Source organism: Variovorax sp. TBS-050B (assembly GCF_029893635.1).
Lineage (GTDB): Bacteria > Pseudomonadota > Gammaproteobacteria > Burkholderiales > Burkholderiaceae_C > Variovorax.
Genome location: NZ_JARXYR010000002.1, coordinates 2,415,048 through 2,432,319, shown reverse-complemented (window position 1 = coordinate 2,432,319; position 17,272 = coordinate 2,415,048). Strand labels below are relative to the sequence as shown.

Sequence of the window (17,272 nt, the reverse complement as noted above, 5' to 3'; positions counted from 1 at the left end):
GGGTTTGCTCCGTCAATTCTTTGCATTAATAAATCTTCCAACGCCCGCCGCACATGGGTTAATCGCTATGAAAAAAGTAGCAGACCTGCCGCGGTCGACCCCTACAATCACCCGCCCTTTCCGAATTCGAAATGACTCCGCTGCTGCTCATTGCCCCCCTCCCCCCGGCCGATGCCGCGGGCGAGTACGACTGGGTCCAGGCGGGCGACGACGGCATCGCGCTGCGCGACCACGGGCGCGCGCTGCGCGCGCTGCTGCCGGCCGGTGCGGAAGTCACGCTCGGCATTCCCGCCGCGGCACTGTCGTGGCACCGCGTCACGCTGCCCAAGGGCAGCACGGGCAGCGCATCGAAGCTGCGCGCCGTGCTCGACGGCCTGCTCGAAGAGCGGCTGCTCGACGAACCCGAGGCGCTGCACTTCGCGCTCGAACCCGAAGCCAGGCCCGGCGCGCCGGTCTGGGTGGCGGCCTGCAACCGCATCTGGCTGCGTGCCTTGGTGCAGGGCCTCGAGACCGCGGGCCGGCGCGTGGTGCGCATCGTTCCCGAGTTCGCACCGCAGCCGCCCGATGCACCGCCGCTGCTGCAGGTCACCGGTGAAGCGGAGGCACCGATGCTCACCGTCTGCGACGCCGACGGCGTGGTCTCGCTGCCGCTCGCGGGCGCAGGCCTCGCGCTCGCGGCCGCGCTGCCGCTCGATACCGCCGTCATCGCTGCAGAACCGGCGGTGGCCGAAGCCGCGGAACGCCTGCTCGAGCGTCGCCTGCCGCTGGTGCAGGCGCCGCAGCGCTGGCTGCAGGCCACGCGCACCCCGTGGGAACTCGCCCAGTTCGACCTCGCCGCCACGGGCCGCGCGCGCGCCGGCAAGAAGTTCGCTTCACTGCTCCAGACCTTGCGCCATGCGCCCGAGTGGCGCGCCGCGCGCTGGGGCGTCGTCGCGCTGCTCTTGATCCAGCTGATCGGCCTCAATGCCTGGGCGTGGCAGGAACGCCAGGCGCTCGAGCGCAAGCGCGAGGCCATCAAGACCATGCTGACCCAGACCTTCCCTGCCGTGAAACTCGTGGTCGATGCGCCGCTGCAGATGAGCCGCGAGGTCGCGGCGCTGCAGCAGGCCGTGGGCGACGTGGCCGGCAGCGACCTCGAACCGATGATCGGCGCGCTCGCCGGCAACCTTCCGCCGGGCCGCACGCCCACCGCCATCGACTTCAGCGCCGGCCAGCTGCGCCTGCGCGGCCTGGCGCTGCAGCCTGCCGAACTCACCCGCCTCTCCGGCGCCATGGGCCCGCGCGGCTACAGCGTGCGCGCCGAGGGCGATCTCCTGCTGGTGCAGGCGGAGGCCTCGCGATGAACCCCGGCGAACAGCTCCGCGCCCGCTGGGCCGCGCTCGAACAGCGCGAGCGCCGCCTGGTCGGCATCGCGGCCGCGCTCGTCGCGCTCGCGCTGCTGTGGTGGATCGGCCTGGCCCCCGCGCTTCGCACCCTGGCCGCGGCACGCACCGAGCACGCCAGGCTCGACGCGCAACTGCAGCAGATGGCCACCCTGCAGGAACGCGCCAAGCTGCTGCAGGCGCAGCCCCGCCTCACGCGCGACGACGCGCTGCGCGCCCTCGAGACCTCCGTGCGCCAGAGCCTCGGCGGCAATGCCCAACTGCTGGCGGCGAGCGGCGACGGCGCCGCCACCATCACGCTGCGCGCCGCGCCCGCGGATGCCGTCGCGCAGTGGCTCACGCAGGCGCGCGGCAATGCGCACGCGGTGCCGCGCGAAGCCCACCTGACCCGCGCCACCGCCGCGCCGCCTTCGCCGGCTGCCAGCAAGGAGCCGCAGGTCCCGACGGTGCGATGGGAGGGCACGTTCGTGATGGCGCTGCCCGCAGCCCGGTGAGCCCGATCGCATGGTGACGCGCGCTCCGCTTTCCGATCCGGCGCCGCGCCGCGGCTGGCGCTGGGCCGTGCTCGGCATCGTGATCGGCGCGCTGGTCGCGCTCGTGCTGTTCGCGCCCGCACGCTGGCTGTCCGCGGCGCTCTCCGGCTGGACCCAGGGCCGCCTGCTGCTCGTCAATCCGCGCGGCACGGTCTGGAACGGCACCGCGGCCGTGGTGCTCGCGAGCGGCGCGGGCGGCGCCGAGGCGGTGTCGCTGCCCGGCCTGCTCAACTGGCGCATGCGGCCGGGCTGGAGCGGCCTGTCGGCGGTGCTCGACCTGCCCTGCTGCGCGGCCCGGCCGCTGCTTCTCAAGGCCAGCCCGCGTGCCGACGGCATGCAACTGCAATGGGGCGACGGCAGCTCGCGCTGGCCCGCCAGCCTGCTGACCGGCCTGGGCGCGCCCTGGAACACGCTCCGGCTCGAAGGCACGCTCGATCTCTCCACGCGCGCGCTGGCGTTGCAGTGGGACGGTCCCGTGCTGCGTATCTCGGGTCAGGCCACGCTCGACGCCACCGACGTGTCATCGAGCCTGTCTACCCTCAAGCCGATGGGCAGCTACCGCCTCACGCTCGAAGGCGGCAGCCGGCCCAGCCTGCTGCTGAGCACGCGCGAAGGCAGCCTGCAGCTCAACGGCAGCGGCAGCTGGAACGGCACCGCCTTCCGCTTCAACGGCGAAGCCAGCGCCGCCGCGGGCCGCGAAGACGCACTCTCCAATTTGTTGAACATCATCGGACGGCGCGAGAACGCGCGTTCGATCATCACCCTGGGTTGACCATGAAGAAGCCATCGACCTCGCTCGGCATCGTCGCACTCGCGGCGCAGATGCTGATCGCCGCCACCGTCCTGCAGACGCCGCCGGCCTTCGCGCAGACCCCGGGCGCCGGCGCGCCGCGCCGCGGCGAACCCATCACGCTCAACTTCGCCAATGCGGACATCGAGGCCGTGGCCCGCACGATGGCGGTGGTGACCGGCCGCGACGTGGTGGTCGACCCGCGCGTCAAGGGCACGATGAACCTCGTCACCGACCGGCCGCTCGCGCCCACGGCCGCCTTCAACCAGTTCGCTTCCGCGCTGCGGCTGCAGGGCTTCGCGGTGGTGGAGGCCGAAGGCCTCTACAAGATCGTGCCCGAGGCCGACGCCAAGCTGCAGAGCCAGACCGTCAACACCGCCACGCCGACCGCAGGCTCCGCGGCCGACAACCAGATCGTCACGCAGATCTTCAGGCTCAACTACGAGTCCGCGAACAGCCTGCTGCCGGTGCTGCGTCCGCTGATCCCGCCCAACAACACAATCAACGTGAACCCGGGCAACAACTCGCTCGTGATCACCGACTACGCGGGCAACATGCGCCGGCTCGCGCGCATCGTCGCCGCGCTCGACGTGCCCAACGCCTCCGACATCGAGGTGATCCCGCTCAAGCATTCGATCGCCACCGACATGCTGCCGCTGATCACGCGGCTGGTCGACGGCAGCGGCTCGGGCGCACCGGGCGCTGCGGCGCCGGGCACGCCCGACGCCTCGTTCCGCACCACGCTGCTGGCCGATCCGCGCAGCAACGCGCTGATCCTGCGCGCGGCCAATCCCGCGCGCGCCTCGCTGGTGCGCACGCTGGTCGAGAAGCTCGACCGGCCGGCGGCCGAAACCAGCAACGGCGCCGCCGGCAACATCTACGTGGTCTACCTGAAGAACGCCGACGCGGTGCGGCTCGCAGCCACGCTGCGCGCCGCCATGGCCGCGAACCAGCTCCCCGGCACGCCGGGCGTCCCCGGCGCGGCCGGCGGCACCGGCACGCAGGCACAGGCGAACATTCCGCAGGCGACACCGGTGAACCTCAACAGCCAGGGCAGCGGCTCGCCGGCCGCCAACGCGCCGCTCAACAACGCCAACCAGCCCTCGACCGGCGGACAGATCCAGGCCGATCCCTCGACCAACTCGCTGATCATCACCGCGCCCGAGCCGCAGTACCGGCAGATGCGCGCCGTGATTGACCGGCTCGACGGCCGGCGCGCGCAGGTCATGATCGAGGCGCTGATCGTCGAGGTCAGCGCCAAGAAGGCCGCCAACTTCGGCGTGCAGTGGCAGAGCGCGCTCGGCAACAACGCGGTCATCGGCACCAATTCGAGCCTCTCGAGCGCCAACATCCTCGCGCTCACGCAGGCGCTGGCCACGCGCGACGTGGCCAACGTGCGGCCCTCGGCGGGCCTGAACCTCGGCATCGCGGGCAAGATCGGCGGCCAGTACATCCTTGGCGCGATCGCCAACTTCTTCAACAGCGACGGCGATGCCAACGTGCTCTCCACGCCCAACCTGCTGACGCTCGACAACGAGGAGGCCAAGATCGTCATCGGCCAGAACGTGCCCTTCGTCACCGGCCAGTACGCGAGCACCTCGGGCTCGGTGGGCATCAACCCCTTCACCACCGTGGAACGCAAGGACGTCGGCCTGACGCTGCGCGTGCGCCCGACGATCAACGAGAGCGGCACGGTGAAGATGACGATCTTCCAGGAGACCTCGACGGTCGACCAGAACACGGTCAACAACCCGAATGGCCCGACCACCAACAAGCGCTCGATCGAATCGAGCGTGCTGGTGGAGGACGGCGGCCTCGTCATGCTGGGCGGCCTGCTCTCGGACGACTACAACAACACCATCGAGAAGGTGCCCGTGGCCGGCGACATCCCGGTGCTCGGCAACCTGTTCAAGAACGAAGTGCGCTCGCGCAGCAAGAGCAACCTCATGATGTTCCTGCGCCCGGTGGTCATGCGCGACGGCGCCTCGACCGAAGCCTTCGCCTACGACCGCTACGACGAGATCCGCGGCATGCAGCAGCGCGCCCAGCCCACCACCGACAACATCATGCTGCGCGGCGTCGATTCGTCGCCCGTGCTGCCGGCGGCGCCGCTGCCGCGCTCGGGTGCCCGCAGCAGCAGCAACGACAGCGGCGAACGCATCGAGGGCACGCGGCTGATCCCGCCGCCCGCGCCGGCCAGCCCCGCCGCCGACCGCCGCAGCGGCCAGCCGCAGCGCGCATCGGGCACCCTGCGCGGGGCGCTGCCGCCCACGGCCGATCCGAGCACCGCCCGCGAACTGCCCTGAAGCCGAAGCGACCGCCATGCGCCATCCCCTGCCCTACGCATTCGCCCGCAGCCAGCAGCTGCTGCTCGAGGAGGCCGACGACGGCCGCTGCACGCTGTGGATGTCGAGCCAGCCCTCCCGCAGTGCGCTCGGCGAAGTCACGCGCAAGTACGGCGTGCATGCCTTCGAGGTGCTGGATGCGGGTCCGCTCGCGCAGCGCATCAGCGCCGCCTATGCGCAGGGCGAATCGAGCGCCGCCGCGGTCGTGAGCGAGGTGCAGAGCGACGCCGACCTCTCGCGCATGATGCAGGAGCTGCCCGCCGTGGAAGACCTGCTCGAAAGCGCCGGCGACGCGCCGATCATCCGCATGCTCAACGCCCTGCTTACGCAGGCCGCGCGCGACGGCGCGAGCGACATCCACATCGAGCCCTACGAGCGCACTTCGTCCGTGCGCTTCCGCATCGACGGCACGCTGCGCGAGGTGGTGCAGCCCAACCGCGCGCTGCATGCGGCGCTGATCTCGCGCCTGAAGATCATGGCCGACCTCGACATCTCGGAGAAGCGGCTGCCGCAGGACGGCCGCATCTCGCTGCGCATCGGCACGCGCGCGGTCGACGTGCGCGTCTCCACGCTGCCGAGCGCGCACGGCGAGCGCGCGGTGCTGCGCCTGCTCGACAAGACCGAATCGAAGCTCACGCTCGAATCGGTGGGCATGCAGGGCGACACGCTCGAGCGTTTCGAGAAGCTCATTGCGCAGCCGCACGGCATCATCCTCGTGACCGGCCCCACCGGTTCGGGCAAGACCACCACGCTGTATGCGGCGCTGGCGCGGCTCGACGCCAGCCGCAGCAACATCATGACGGTGGAGGACCCGATCGAGTACGAGCTGCCAGGCGTGGGCCAGACCCAGATCAACGCCAAGATCGAGCTCACCTTCGCGAAGGCACTGCGCGCGATCCTGCGGCAGGACCCCGACGTCATCATGATCGGCGAGATCCGCGACTTCGAGACCGCGCAGATCGCGATCCAGGCCTCGCTCACCGGCCACCTCGTGCTCGCCACGCTGCACACCAACGACTCGGTCAGCGCCGTCACGCGCCTCACCGACATGGGCGTGGAGCCCTTCCTGCTGAGCTCGTCGCTGCTCGGCGTGCTCGCGCAGCGGCTGGTGCGCAAGGTCTGCACCACCTGCGGCGGCGCCGGCTGCGACGCCTGCGGCCAGACCGGCTACCAGGGCCGCACCGGCATCTTCGAACTGCTGGTCGCGAACGACGAAGTCCAGGCGCTGATCCACGGCAGGGCCGCCGAGAGCCAGCTGTTCGAGGCCGGCACGCGCGGCGGCCTGCGCTCGATGCGCGACGACGGCGAACGGCTGGTGCAGGCCGGCATCACCTCCCGTGCCGAGCTGCTGCGCGTCACGCGTGAATAGCCGCCGCCGCTGACATGCCCGCCTATTCCTTCGAAGCCATCGATGCCAGCGGCCAGTCGCGCGAAGGCGTGCTCGAGGCCGACACCGCGCGCAGCGCGCGCAGCATGCTGCGCGCACAGGCGCTGATTCCGCTGTCGGTCAAGCCGGTCGGCAGCGAACAGCTCGACGCCAGCGGCCGGCCCACGGGGCTGGCGCGCTGGCTCGGCGGCGGCAAGCGGGTCTTCAATTCCACCGGCCTCGCGGTCTGGACGCGTCAGCTCGCGGGCCTCGTATCCTCGGGCCTTCCGCTCGAACGCGCGCTGACCGCGCTCACCGACGAAGCCGAGTCCGAGCCGCAGCGCAACCTCGTCGCCTCGCTGCGCGCAGAGGTGAACGCGGGCTCGCCCTTCGCGCGTGCGCTTTCCGCGCATCCGCGCGAGTTCTCGCCCATCTACACGGCGGTCATCGGTGCGGGCGAGCAGAGCGGCAACCTGGGCCTCGTGCTCGACCGACTGGCCGACGACCTCGAGGCGCGCCAGGCGCTGCAGCAGAAGCTCGTGGGCGCGGCGCTCTATCCGGCCATCGTCACGCTGGTGGCGATCGTGATCGTCATCTTCCTCGTGAGCTACGTGGTGCCGCAGGTGGCGCAGGTGTTCGCGGGCACCAAGCGGTCGCTGCCCTTCCTGACCACCGTGATGCTCTCGCTGAGCGCCGCGGTGCGCAACTACGGCTGGTGGATGCTCGGCGGCGTGGTGTTCGCGGCCGTCGCCGCGCGCATCGCGCTCGCGCAGGAGGCCTTCCGGCTGAAGTTCGACGCGGCGTGGCTGCGGCTGCCGCTGGTCGGCAAGCTCGCGCGCGGCTACAACGCGGCGCGCTTCGCCAGCACGCTGGCCATGCTCGCGACCGCCGGCGTGCCGATCCTGCGTGCGCTGCAGGCCGCCTCGGAAACGCTCGGCAACCGCGCCATGCGCGCCGATGCGCTCGATGCGTTGGTGCTGGTGCGCGAAGGCGCGCCGCTCGCCTCCGCGCTCGCGCAGAAGAAGCGCTTTCCGGGTCTGGTCTCGATGTTCGCGCGTCTCGGCGAGCAGACCGGCACGCTGCCATTGATGCTGCAGCGCGCCGCCAACCAGCTGGGCGCCGAAGTGCAGCGCCGCGCGATGCATCTCGCCACCATCCTCGAGCCGCTCCTGATCGTCGCGATGGGCGGCGTGGTGATGCTGATCGTCCTGGCGGTGATGCTCCCCATCATCCAGCTCAATCAGTTCGTGAAGTGAGGCAAGGAAACCTGCCATGCCGGTAACCCTCGAAGACAAGCTCGTGGTCGCGATCTCCTCGCGTGCCCTATTCAACCTCGAAGAGGAGAACCTCGTCTTCGAGTCGGGGGACGACGCAGGCTACATGAAGCTGCAGCTCGAGCGGCTCGACGTGCCCGCCGCGCCCGGCATCGCGTACTCGCTGATCCGCAAGCTGCTGCGCTTCAACGACGACGGCGTGCAGCGCGTCGAGGTCGTGATCCTTTCGCGCAACGACCCGGTCTCGGGCATGCGCATCTTCCGCTCGAGCGCCGCGGCCGACATCAAGCTGCAGCGCGGCGTGTTCACGCAGGGCCGGCCGCCCTTCGGCTACCTGCGGCCGCTGCGGGCGCACCTGTTCCTCTCGGTCAATGCGCAGGACGTGCGCGAGGCGCTCAGCGCCGGCTTCCCGGCCGCGCGCGTGCTGGTCGAATCGGTCAAGGCCAGCGACGCCTGGCCCAACGAAGTGCGCATCGCCTTCGACGGCGACGCGGTGCTGTTCTCCGACGAAGCCGAGCGCATCTACCAGGCCCAGGGCCTCGACGCCTTCCAGGCGCACGAACTCAGCAAGGCCGACCTGCCGCTGCCCGAAGGCCCGTTCAAGCCGCTGCTGGCCGCGCTGCACCGCCTGCAGATGGCGGGCAACGCGCAGATGCGCATCCGCACCGCCCTCGTCACCGCGCGCAGCGCGCCGGCGCACGAGCGCGCGATCCGCACGCTGATGAAGTGGAACATCAAGGTCGACGAAGCCATGTTCCTCGGCGGCCTGCCCAAGGGCGAGTTCCTGCGCGAGTTCGAGCCAGACTTCTTCTTCGACGACCAGACCGGCCACGTCGACGCCGCGGCTCGCCATGTGCCGGCGGGGCACGTGTCGAGCGGCATCAGCAACGAAGCGTAGGGGCTTCGCCCGCGGAAGCGGCCGCGCCGCTTCGCTCGCTGCTTGAACACTGGCGCTGTCATGCGCCTGCCGTCGCGATGTCACGGGTGATTCACCGTGACGTCATCGCTTCTCCCTAATCTTCGCCAACGCCGCGCACGTGCCCTTCGGGCACTTTTTTTTGCGCGCGAGGGCCCGTGCCCGCTCTGCCCACGACACCCACCAGAACTCCGATGCGACTGCACCCTCTATCGTCCCCGGCGCTTCCTCGCCGTCTGCTTTCCTGCGCATTTCTGCCACTCGCCGCATCCCTGATGCTCGCCGCATGCGGTGGCGGTGGCGGCGGTGGCGCGGGCTTTGCGCCCATCGCCGTGCCGCCCCCATCGGGCAACAACACCGGCGGCGGAAGCAGCCCGCCTCCAGCGACCTACCAGGGCAAGAGCGGGCCGAAGGCACTCCTGGTCGAGGTCGACGGGCTCACGCACGCCGCGCTCGCCGAGGCGATTGCGCAGAACAGGGCACCCGGCCTGCAGGCGCTGCAGCTCGCGCCAGCCTGGACCGGCGGCGCCAACGGCACGCCGAGCGAACAGCGCACGACGGACCTGCCGGGTTGGGCTTCGCTGGTGACCGGCACCTGGGCCCAGCGGCACACGGTGCGCTGGGACACGGCCGACCAGCGCATCGACGCCACGCTCGCGCCCTCGGTCTTCGCCTACGCGAAGCAGAAGGCCGACGCGGCCTATCTGACCGGCTCGGTCACCACGAACACCGCCTACCCCACGCTGCTCGCGCGTGAGAACGGCACGCTCGATGCCGCGGTCGACTGCGCGGGCGCCGATGCCTGCGTGACCGAGCGAACGGGTCAGCTCATCGACCAGGGCTACGACCTGCTGCTCGCGCAGTACGGCGCACCCGCGGCGGCCGCAGCGGACGGCCTGCGCAGCGAAGGCTACCGGCGCGCGGTGGCCGGCACCGCCGCGGCGGTCGGCGAACTGCTCGCACGCGTCGCGCGGCGCAGCGCCCACGATGCGAAGGAGGACTGGCTGGTGGTGCTCACCACCGGTCACGGCCTCGATGCCTTCGGCGCCGCCACCGGTCTGCAGAACGCCGGGAACAAGACCGTCTTCATCGCGAGCAACAAGGCGCTCGCCGCCCTTCCCGCCGTCGGAGAAGCCGCGCCCGCGGACGTGGCCGCGCTCACGAAACTCGCCGCCGCGACCGACGTCGCGCCCACCGTGCTGCGCCACCTGAATGCCTTGCCCGCCGACGCGGACTACCGCTTCAACGGCCAGGCGCTGCAGGCGCCCACCGCGCTGCGCGGTCTCGTCGCGAAGACCGGTGCCGACAGAAACAGCATCGAACTCTCATGGTCGCTCGCGGGCCAGGCAGACGTGCCGGTGAAGGTGCTGCGCGACGGCAAGCTGGTGGCCACGCTGGCGGCCGGCGCCACCCGCTACGCCGACCCGATCGAGGCCGCGAGCGACGGCCTCTACACCTTCGACTACACCGTGCAGGCGGGCGAAGCCAGCCTTGCGCTGCAGGCACGCATCGCCTACCTGAAGCCCGCGACGCTCGCGCCGACGCTGCGCAACGGCCTGGTCGACTACTACCCGCTCGATGCGCTGCCCGCCGTCGACCGCATGGGCGCTTCGACGCTGGCCCCTTGGGCGGCGGATGCCGACGGCGGCAGCCTCGTCGACGACGGCTTCAAGGCACCCTATAAGGCCAAGGCGCTGCGCGTGGACAGCACCTTGAAGAATGCCGACGGCACTGCCGGCTACCGCCTGCTGCAGACCAACGACGTCGCGACCGCGACCGCGGTCACCGCCTACACCATTGGCTTCTGGATGCGCACCGACGCCACCTGCAGCCAGGGCGTGAGCAACGGCGCCTCGGTGATCGCCAACAAGAACTACACCACCGGCGGCAATGCCGGCCTCGCCATCGGCCTGTTCGGCAGCTGCGAGCTCCGCTTCAACGTCGGCACCGGCAGCGCGCGCGCCGACAGCAACGGCTACCGCATCAGCGCCGGCCAGTGGGCCTATGTGGCGCTGGTGATCGACAAGGCCAACCTGCGCATGACGCCCTACGTGTTCGACGCGACGCGCGCCACGCAGACCGGCAGCGCGACGCTCACCCCGGATCTCGTCGCCAAGCTCGGCGGCCTGAACAACGGCATCGGCCTCAACGAGGACGGCACGGGCCAGTACTACAAGCGCGAAACCAGCTCGCCGCGCGGCGCGATGGATTTCAACGACTTCGCGATCTGGAACCGCGCCCTCACGGCCGACGAGCTCGCCAGCATCTTCAAGTCGGGCCAGCCGCTCTCGGCACTCGCGCCCTGAGCTGCGGCCCCGCCTCTCGACACACAACAACTCCCTGAAAAGAAAGGAATCCCCATGCAACGTTCGCAACACCCGCACCTTCGCCTGCCGCGCCTCGCGCCCGCGCTCCTGCTGGCCTGCCTGCTGTCCGCCTGTGGCGGCGGCAGCGGCAGCGGCGGCGGTTTCTTCGGCGGCCTGCCTGTCGTCGGCAATCCCGGCGCCGGCACGCCCACCTCGCCCGAGCCGACGCCCGAGCCGCCCGCCACCACCGCGCCGGTGATGCGCTGCGCGCCCTGAGTGCTCCCTGGAACGCCCGCACGAAAACACCAAGGACGCACGCGATGACCATGAACTCCCGCCGCCACTTCCTCACCGGCGCCGCCACCACCGGTGCCGCCGCACTCGCGCTCTCGGCCTTTCCGCCGAGCATCCGCCGCGCACTCGCCATTCCGGCCAACAACAAGACCGGCACCATCAAAGACGTCGAGCACATCGTGATCCTGATGCAGGAGAACCGTTCGTTCGACCACTACTTCGGCACGCTCATGGGCGTGCGCGGCTTCGGCGACCGCTTCACCATTCCGCTGCCTAAGGGCATGAACGTGTGGCAGCAGAGCGATGCCAGCGGCAAGGCGATCCTTCCCTACCATCTCGACAGTTCCAGGGGCAACGCCCAGCGCGTGAGCGGCACGCCGCACTCGTGGAGCGACGGCCAGAACGCCTGGGACGGCGGCCGCACCTACCAATGGGCGCGCTACAAGACCAATGCCGCGATGGGCTACTTCAAGGAAGCCGAGCTGCCGTTCCAGTTCGCGCTGGCCAATGCCTTCACGCTGTGCGACGGCTACCACTGCAGCATGCACACCGGCACCAACTCGAACCGCATGTTCCTCTGGGCCGGCACCAACGGTCCGACCGGCGCGGGCGTGGCCACGGTGAACAACGAATGGGACTCGATCGACAGCTCGGCCAAGGGCTACGAATGGAAGACCTACCCCGAGCGCCTGCAGGAGGCCAAGGTCAGCTGGATCGTCTACCAGAACATGCCTGAGAACTTCGGCGACAACCCGCTCGCAGGCTTCAAGCAGTACCGGCTCGCCAACGAGGCCTCCGGCAAGCCCGTGAGCAACGACACGGCCTCCCCGGCCTACGATCCGGCGAGCGACGACGCGGGCAATCCGCTCTACAAGGGCATCGCCAACACCATGAGCGACGGCGGGTTCCTCGAGCAGTTCCGCCAGGACATCAAGAACGGCAAGCTGCCGCAGGTCTCGTGGATCATCGCGCCCGCCACCTACTCGGAGCACCCGGGCCCGTCGAGCCCGGTCCAGGGCGGCTGGTACATCCAGGAGACGCTCGACGCACTCACCGCGGTGCCCGAGGTCTGGAGCAAGACCGTGCTCTTCATCAACTTCGACGAAAACGACGGCTACTTCGACCACTACCCGTCGCCCGCCGCGCCGTCGATCAACCCCGACGGCACGCCCGCCGGCAAGACCACGCTGCCGGTCGAGGCGCTCGCGCCCGAGTACTTCAACCACCCCAAGCCGCCGGGGACCACGAGCCAGCCGGCGCCCGATGGCCGCGTCTACGGTCCCGGCGTACGCGTGCCGATGTACGTGGTCTCGCCCTGGAGCCGCGGCGGCTGGGTCAACTCGCAGGCCTTCGACCACACCTCGGTGCTGCGCTTCATCGAGGCGCGCTTCGGCGTCCAGGAGCCGCAGATCAGCGCGTTCCGCCGCGCGGTGTGCGGCGACCTGACCAGCGCGTTCAATTTCGCGAACCCGAACAACGAGGTGCTGCCCACGCTCGCGGGGCGCACCACGCGCAGCGCCGCCGACCAGTTGCGCAGCGACCAGGAGAAGCTGGCGCAGGTGCCGCTGCCGGTCGATCCGCAACTGCCGCGCCAGGCGACCGGCACACGGCCTTCGCGCGCGCTGCCCTACGAGCTGCATGCCAGTGCGCGCAGCGACCTGGGCACGGGCCAGGTGCGGCTGATCTTCGCGAACACCGGCCGCGCGGCCGCGGTGTTCCACGTCTACGACAAGCTGCACCTCGACCGCCTCCCGCGCCGCTTCATGGTGGAGCCCGGAAAGACGCTCGACGACGCCTGGAACGCGATGAGCGACGACAGCGGCTTCTACGACCTCTGGGTGCTCGGGCCCAACGGCTTCCATCGCCATTTCAAGGGCGACCTCAACCGGCTGCGCGCCGGCGACGCGGCGGTGCCCGAGGTGCGCGTGTGCTACGACATCGCCAACGGCAACGTCTACCTCGAAATGCTCAACGGCGGCAAGAACGGCGCGAAGTTCACGGTGCGCGCCAAGGCCTACCGCGACGACGGCCCCTGGACCGCGACCGTGCAAGGCGGCGCCAAGGCCGAGCTCCACTGGGAGCTCGCCGGGAGCGGCGCGTGGTACGACTTCGTCGTCAGCTGCGATGCCGACGCCAGCTGGCAGCGCCGCTTTGCGGGCCGCGTCGAGACCGGCCGCCACGGCGTGAGCGACCCGGCCCTGGGCATGGTCGACCTGTGAGGCGCACGACCGACATGAACTCCCGTCGCAAGTTTCTGACCGGCGCCGCCACCACGGGCGCCAGCGCACTCGCGCTCTCGGCCTTCCCGCCCAGCATCCGCCGCGCACTCGCCATTCCGGCCAACAACAAGACCGGCACCATCAACGACGTCGAGCACATCGTCATCCTGATGCAGGAAAACCGCTCGTTCGACCACTACTTCGGCACGCTCATGGGCGTGCGCGGCTTCGGAGACCGCTTCACCATTCCGCTGCCCAAGGGCATGAACGTGTGGCAGCAGAGCGATGCCACCGGCAAGGTCATCCTGCCCTACCACCTCGACAGCTCCAAGGGCAACGCCCAGCGCGACGGCGGCACGCCGCACGACTGGGCCGACAGCCAGAACGCCTGGGACGGCGGGCGCCTGTACCAGTGGCCGCGCTACAAGACGAGCAAGGCCATGGGCTACCACAAGCAAGCGGAGATCCCGTTCCAGTTCGCGCTCGCGAATGCCTTCACGCTCTGCGATGCCTACCACTGCAGCATGCACACGGGCACCGATGCGAACCGCGCGTTCCATCTCACCGGCACCAACGGACCGACGGCGAGCAACACCGCCTTCGTCACCAACGAGTGGGACTGGATCAGCGGCCAGCCGGATTCGCCGAACACCGGCTACACCTGGAAGACCTATGCCGAGCGCCTCGAGGCGGCGGGCGTGCGCTGGATCAGCTACCAGAACATGCCCGACGAATGGGGCGACAACATGCTCGGTGCGTTCCGGCAGTTCCGCCAGGCCAACCTCGACTCGGGCTATCCGGTGTCGAGCGGCGGCAAGCCCAACGAGCCCTATGCCAACACCGGGCAGGCGCTGCCCTACAAGGCCTACGACCGCGCCACCGACGACGCGAAGAGCCCGCTCTACAAGGGCGTGGCCAACACGCTGCCGGGCACGAAGCCCGAGGACTACCTCGAGGCCTTCAAGCGCGACATCCGCGAAGGCACGCTGCCGCAGGTCGCGTGGATGAACGCGCCCTCGATCTACTGCGAGCACCCCGGCCCGTCGAGCCCGGTGCAGGGCGCCTGGTTCCTGCAGGAAGTGCTGGACGCGCTCACCGCCGTGCCCGAGGTGTGGAGCAAGACGGTGCTCTTCGTCAACTTCGACGAGAACGACGGCTACTTCGACCACCTGCCCTCGCCTTCCCCGCCGTCGAAGAACGCCGACGGCAGCTACGCCGGCAAGACCACGCTGCCGGCCGATGCGATGGCGCACGAATACTTCAACCAGCCCGCGCCGCCCGGCAGCACCAAGCAGCCCGCGCCGGACGGCCGCGTGTACGGCCCCGGCCCGCGCGTGCCGATGTACGTGATCTCGCCCTGGAGCCGCGGCGGCTGGGTGAACTCCGAGGCCTTCGACCACACCTCGGTGCTGCGCTTCATCGAGGCGCGCTTCGGCGTTCAGGAGCCGAACATCGGCCCGTTCCGGCGCGCGGTCTGCGGCGACCTCACGAGCGCCTTCAACTTCAAGAACCCCAACGACGAAGCGCTGCCCACGCTCGCCGGCCGCGCCACGCGCGCGGAGGCCGACCAGATCCGGCGCAACCAGGAAGCGCTGGCCCAGGTGCCGCTGCCGCTCGATCCGCAGCTGCCGCGCCAGGCCACCGGCACGCGGCCCTCGCGCGCGCTGCCCTACGAGCTGCACACGAGCGCGCGCGTGGCGCCGCTCGACGGCAAGGTGCAGCTGCTGTTCGCGAACACCGGCAGCACGGGCGCGGTGTTCCACGTCTACGACAGGCTCAACCTCGGCCGCCTGCCGCGCCGCTACATGCTCGAGGCCGGCAAGACGCTCGACGACACCTGGAACGCAGCGGCCGACAACAGCGGCTTCTACGATCTGTGGGTGCTCGGACCCAATGGCTTCCACCGGCACTTCAAGGGGGACCTCGGCAGCCTGCGCGCCGCCGATGCGCCGAACCCCGAAGTGCGCGTGTGCTACGACATCGCTAACGGCAACGTCTACCTCGAAATGCTCAACACCGGTTCGAAGGCCTGCAGCTTCACGGTGCGCGCCAAGGCCTACCGCGACGACGGTCCGTGGACCGCGACCGTGCAGCCCGGCGGCAAGGCCGAGCTGCACTGGGAACTGGCATCGAGCGGCGCGTGGTACGACTTCGCCGTCGCCTGCGATGCGGACACCAGCTATGCGCGCCGCTTCGCGGGCCGCGTGGAGACCGGCCGGCATTCGGTGAGCGATCCCGCGATGGGCATGCCCGATCTCTGAGGACCCAGGATGCGCCGCGCGGCGTTGCAGCCTATGCCGTCGCGCGGCGCCTGCCGAAGCCCGTCACCCGGTACAGCAGGAAACTCGCGATCGACACGTTGACGAGGTTCCACGCAATGCCGTTCACGAAGGCCGCGTGGTAGCTGCCCGTGAGGTCGAACACCTTGCCCGACATCCAGCCGCCCAGCGCCATACCGAACAGCGTGAACATCAGCACCGTGCCCACGCGCGCGCCGGCCTCCGAGGCCGGGAAGTGCTCGCGCACGATGATTGCGTAGGACGGCACGATGCCGCCCTGGAACAGCCCGAACAGCGCCGACACCACGTAGAGCGGCACCAGCCCGTCGAAGGGCAGGAACAACAGCAGCGCCACGCACTGCAGCGCACCGCCGAGCAGCAGCGTGCGCAGCCCGCCGATGCGGTCGCAGATCGCGCCCGACACCAGCCGGCTCACCACGCCGAAGGCGAGCATCAGCGAGAGCATCTGCGCGCCGCGCGCCGGTCCATAGCCGAGGTCGCTGCAATAGGCCACGATGTGCACCTGCGGCATCGCCATCGCCACGCAGCAGGCGACGCCCGCCACGCACAGAAGGCCCTGCGCGGTGCCGGTGGACAGGCCGAAGGGCCGCGCGAGATTGCGCACCGTGGCGCCGGCGTTGCCTGCGACGGGTTGAGCGACGACGACCGCGGGCGGCCGGGCGCGGAAGAACAGCGCCAGCAGCGCCATCACGACGCCGCAGAACAGGCCCATGCCGATGTAGGTCTGGCGCCAGCCGACCGTCTCGATGAAGTGCTGCACGATCGGCGGCCACACCGCGCCCGCCACGTAGTTGCCGCTGGCGCACACGGCCACTGCGATGCCGCGGCGCTTGACGAACCACAGCGAGGTGTCGGCCACCAGCGGCGCGAAGGCCACCGAGCTGCCGAGCAGCCCGACGAGCAGCGTCTGCGCGATGGTGAACGACACGATGCCGCCCGCCAGGCCCGAGGCGACGTAGCCGAGCCCGAGGCACACCGCCCCGCCGAGCAGCGGCCACATCACGCCGAAGCGGTCGGCCAGCTTGCCCATCAGCACGCCGCCCACGCCGAAACCGAGCATCAGCAGCGTGTAGGGCAGCGAGGCGTCGGCGCGTGCGATGCCGAACTCGGCCTGCACCGACGGCAGCATCACGGAGACCACGTACATGCCGCTGCTGCCGACCGTCATGACGAGCAGCGTGAGCGCGAGCCGCGCCATGGCGTAGCGGGAGTCGGGCTGGTGTCGGGCGGGGGATGTCTCCATCGTTCCTTCTTCTTGCGCGCCGGGCGCCGGGCGCCGGGAGGGTGGCGTCGAGCATACAAGGCATCGCGCGATGGCGCAGCGAAGCGCCGCGCCGTCGCCTGGACGGCGCTGGCCCTGCCGGGCGAATCAGGCCGCCGAGGGCACAACGACAGCCTGCGCGGCCTTGGGCATCGGCCCGCCGGGCTTCGGCTTGTCGTTGCAGCCTGCGGCCATCAGCCCGAGGCAGCAGAGGAACGCGACGAATGTGCTTCGCATGAGGCGCATGCTAGGCCCGCGGCGCCCGCGGTCAAGTCGGACGTGGCGC

The 17,272-nt window shown here is 70.4% G+C and carries 13 protein-coding genes; 11 read left to right on the top strand and 2 right to left on the bottom strand.

Going from position 1 to position 17,272, the window contains the following annotated elements; all coding sequences use genetic code 11:
• Positions 1 to 131: 131 nt before the first annotated feature.
• The 11 genes from gspL to M2165_RS14245 all read left to right on the top strand — a co-directional run bounded on the left by gspL (position 132) and on the right by M2165_RS14245 (position 15,686).
• Positions 132 to 1,343, top strand: a complete 1,212-nt coding sequence (gene gspL / locus M2165_RS14295) for a type II secretion system protein GspL (protein WP_280815272.1) — start codon at positions 132 to 134, stop codon at positions 1,341 to 1,343.
• The gene (gspM, locus tag M2165_RS14290) at positions 1,340 to 1,876 is read left to right on the top strand and encodes a type II secretion system protein GspM (RefSeq protein WP_280815271.1); all 537 of its coding nucleotides are present in this window, start codon (positions 1,340 to 1,342) and stop codon (positions 1,874 to 1,876) included. Before gspL ends, gspM begins: the two co-directional genes overlap by 4 nt.
• A gap of 10 nt (positions 1,877 to 1,886) precedes the next feature.
• Complete coding sequence (gene gspN, locus M2165_RS14285; RefSeq protein WP_280815270.1) at positions 1,887 to 2,687, top strand: type II secretion system protein N; 801 nt, start codon at positions 1,887 to 1,889, stop codon at positions 2,685 to 2,687.
• Between the two features lie 2 nt (positions 2,688 to 2,689).
• Entirely contained in the window at positions 2,690 to 5,011 is a 2,322-nt protein-coding gene (gspD, locus tag M2165_RS14280) for a type II secretion system secretin GspD (protein WP_280815269.1), read from the top strand.
• 16 nt (positions 5,012 to 5,027) lie between these two features.
• Positions 5,028 to 6,419, top strand: a complete 1,392-nt coding sequence (locus M2165_RS14275; protein WP_280815268.1) for an ATPase, T2SS/T4P/T4SS family — start codon at positions 5,028 to 5,030, stop codon at positions 6,417 to 6,419.
• Between the two features lie 14 nt (positions 6,420 to 6,433).
• On the top strand, positions 6,434 to 7,672 hold the full coding sequence (gspF, locus tag M2165_RS14270) for a type II secretion system inner membrane protein GspF (RefSeq protein WP_280815267.1): 1,239 nt from the start codon (positions 6,434 to 6,436) through the stop codon (positions 7,670 to 7,672).
• A 16-nt stretch (positions 7,673 to 7,688) separates the two neighbouring features.
• A complete protein-coding gene (locus tag M2165_RS14265; RefSeq protein WP_280815266.1) occupies positions 7,689 to 8,588 on the top strand; it encodes a 5'-nucleotidase in 900 nt (299 codons plus the stop codon).
• Between the two features lie 293 nt (positions 8,589 to 8,881).
• On the top strand, positions 8,882 to 10,912 hold the full coding sequence (locus M2165_RS14260) for a LamG-like jellyroll fold domain-containing protein (RefSeq protein WP_280815265.1): 2,031 nt from the start codon (positions 8,882 to 8,884) through the stop codon (positions 10,910 to 10,912).
• Positions 10,913 to 10,966: 54 nt separating this feature from the next.
• Positions 10,967 to 11,188: a hypothetical protein gene (locus M2165_RS14255; protein ID WP_280815264.1), complete on the top strand. Its 222-nt coding sequence runs from the start codon at positions 10,967 to 10,969 to the stop codon at positions 11,186 to 11,188.
• 50 nt (positions 11,189 to 11,238) lie between these two features.
• A complete protein-coding gene (locus M2165_RS14250; RefSeq protein WP_280817539.1) occupies positions 11,239 to 13,425 on the top strand; it encodes a phospholipase C, phosphocholine-specific in 2,187 nt (728 codons plus the stop codon).
• Positions 13,426 to 13,439: 14 nt separating this feature from the next.
• Positions 13,440 to 15,686, top strand: coding sequence for a phospholipase C, phosphocholine-specific (locus M2165_RS14245; RefSeq protein ID WP_280815263.1), 2,247 nt, complete (start codon positions 13,440 to 13,442; stop codon positions 15,684 to 15,686).
• A 31-nt stretch (positions 15,687 to 15,717) separates the two neighbouring features.
• On the opposite strand, the gene M2165_RS14240 is transcribed toward M2165_RS14245, so the two are convergent.
• Positions 15,718 to 16,968 carry an MFS transporter gene (locus M2165_RS14240; RefSeq protein ID WP_280815262.1) on the bottom strand — a complete coding sequence of 417 codons (1,251 nt, stop codon included), beginning with the start codon at positions 16,966 to 16,968 and terminating at the stop codon, positions 15,718 to 15,720.
• Positions 16,969 to 17,094: 126 nt separating this feature from the next.
• Positions 17,095 to 17,223 (bottom strand): hypothetical protein, encoded by a 129-nt coding sequence (locus M2165_RS14235; protein ID WP_280815261.1) that lies wholly within the window; start codon positions 17,221 to 17,223, stop codon positions 17,095 to 17,097.
• Positions 17,224 to 17,272 lie beyond the last annotated feature (49 nt).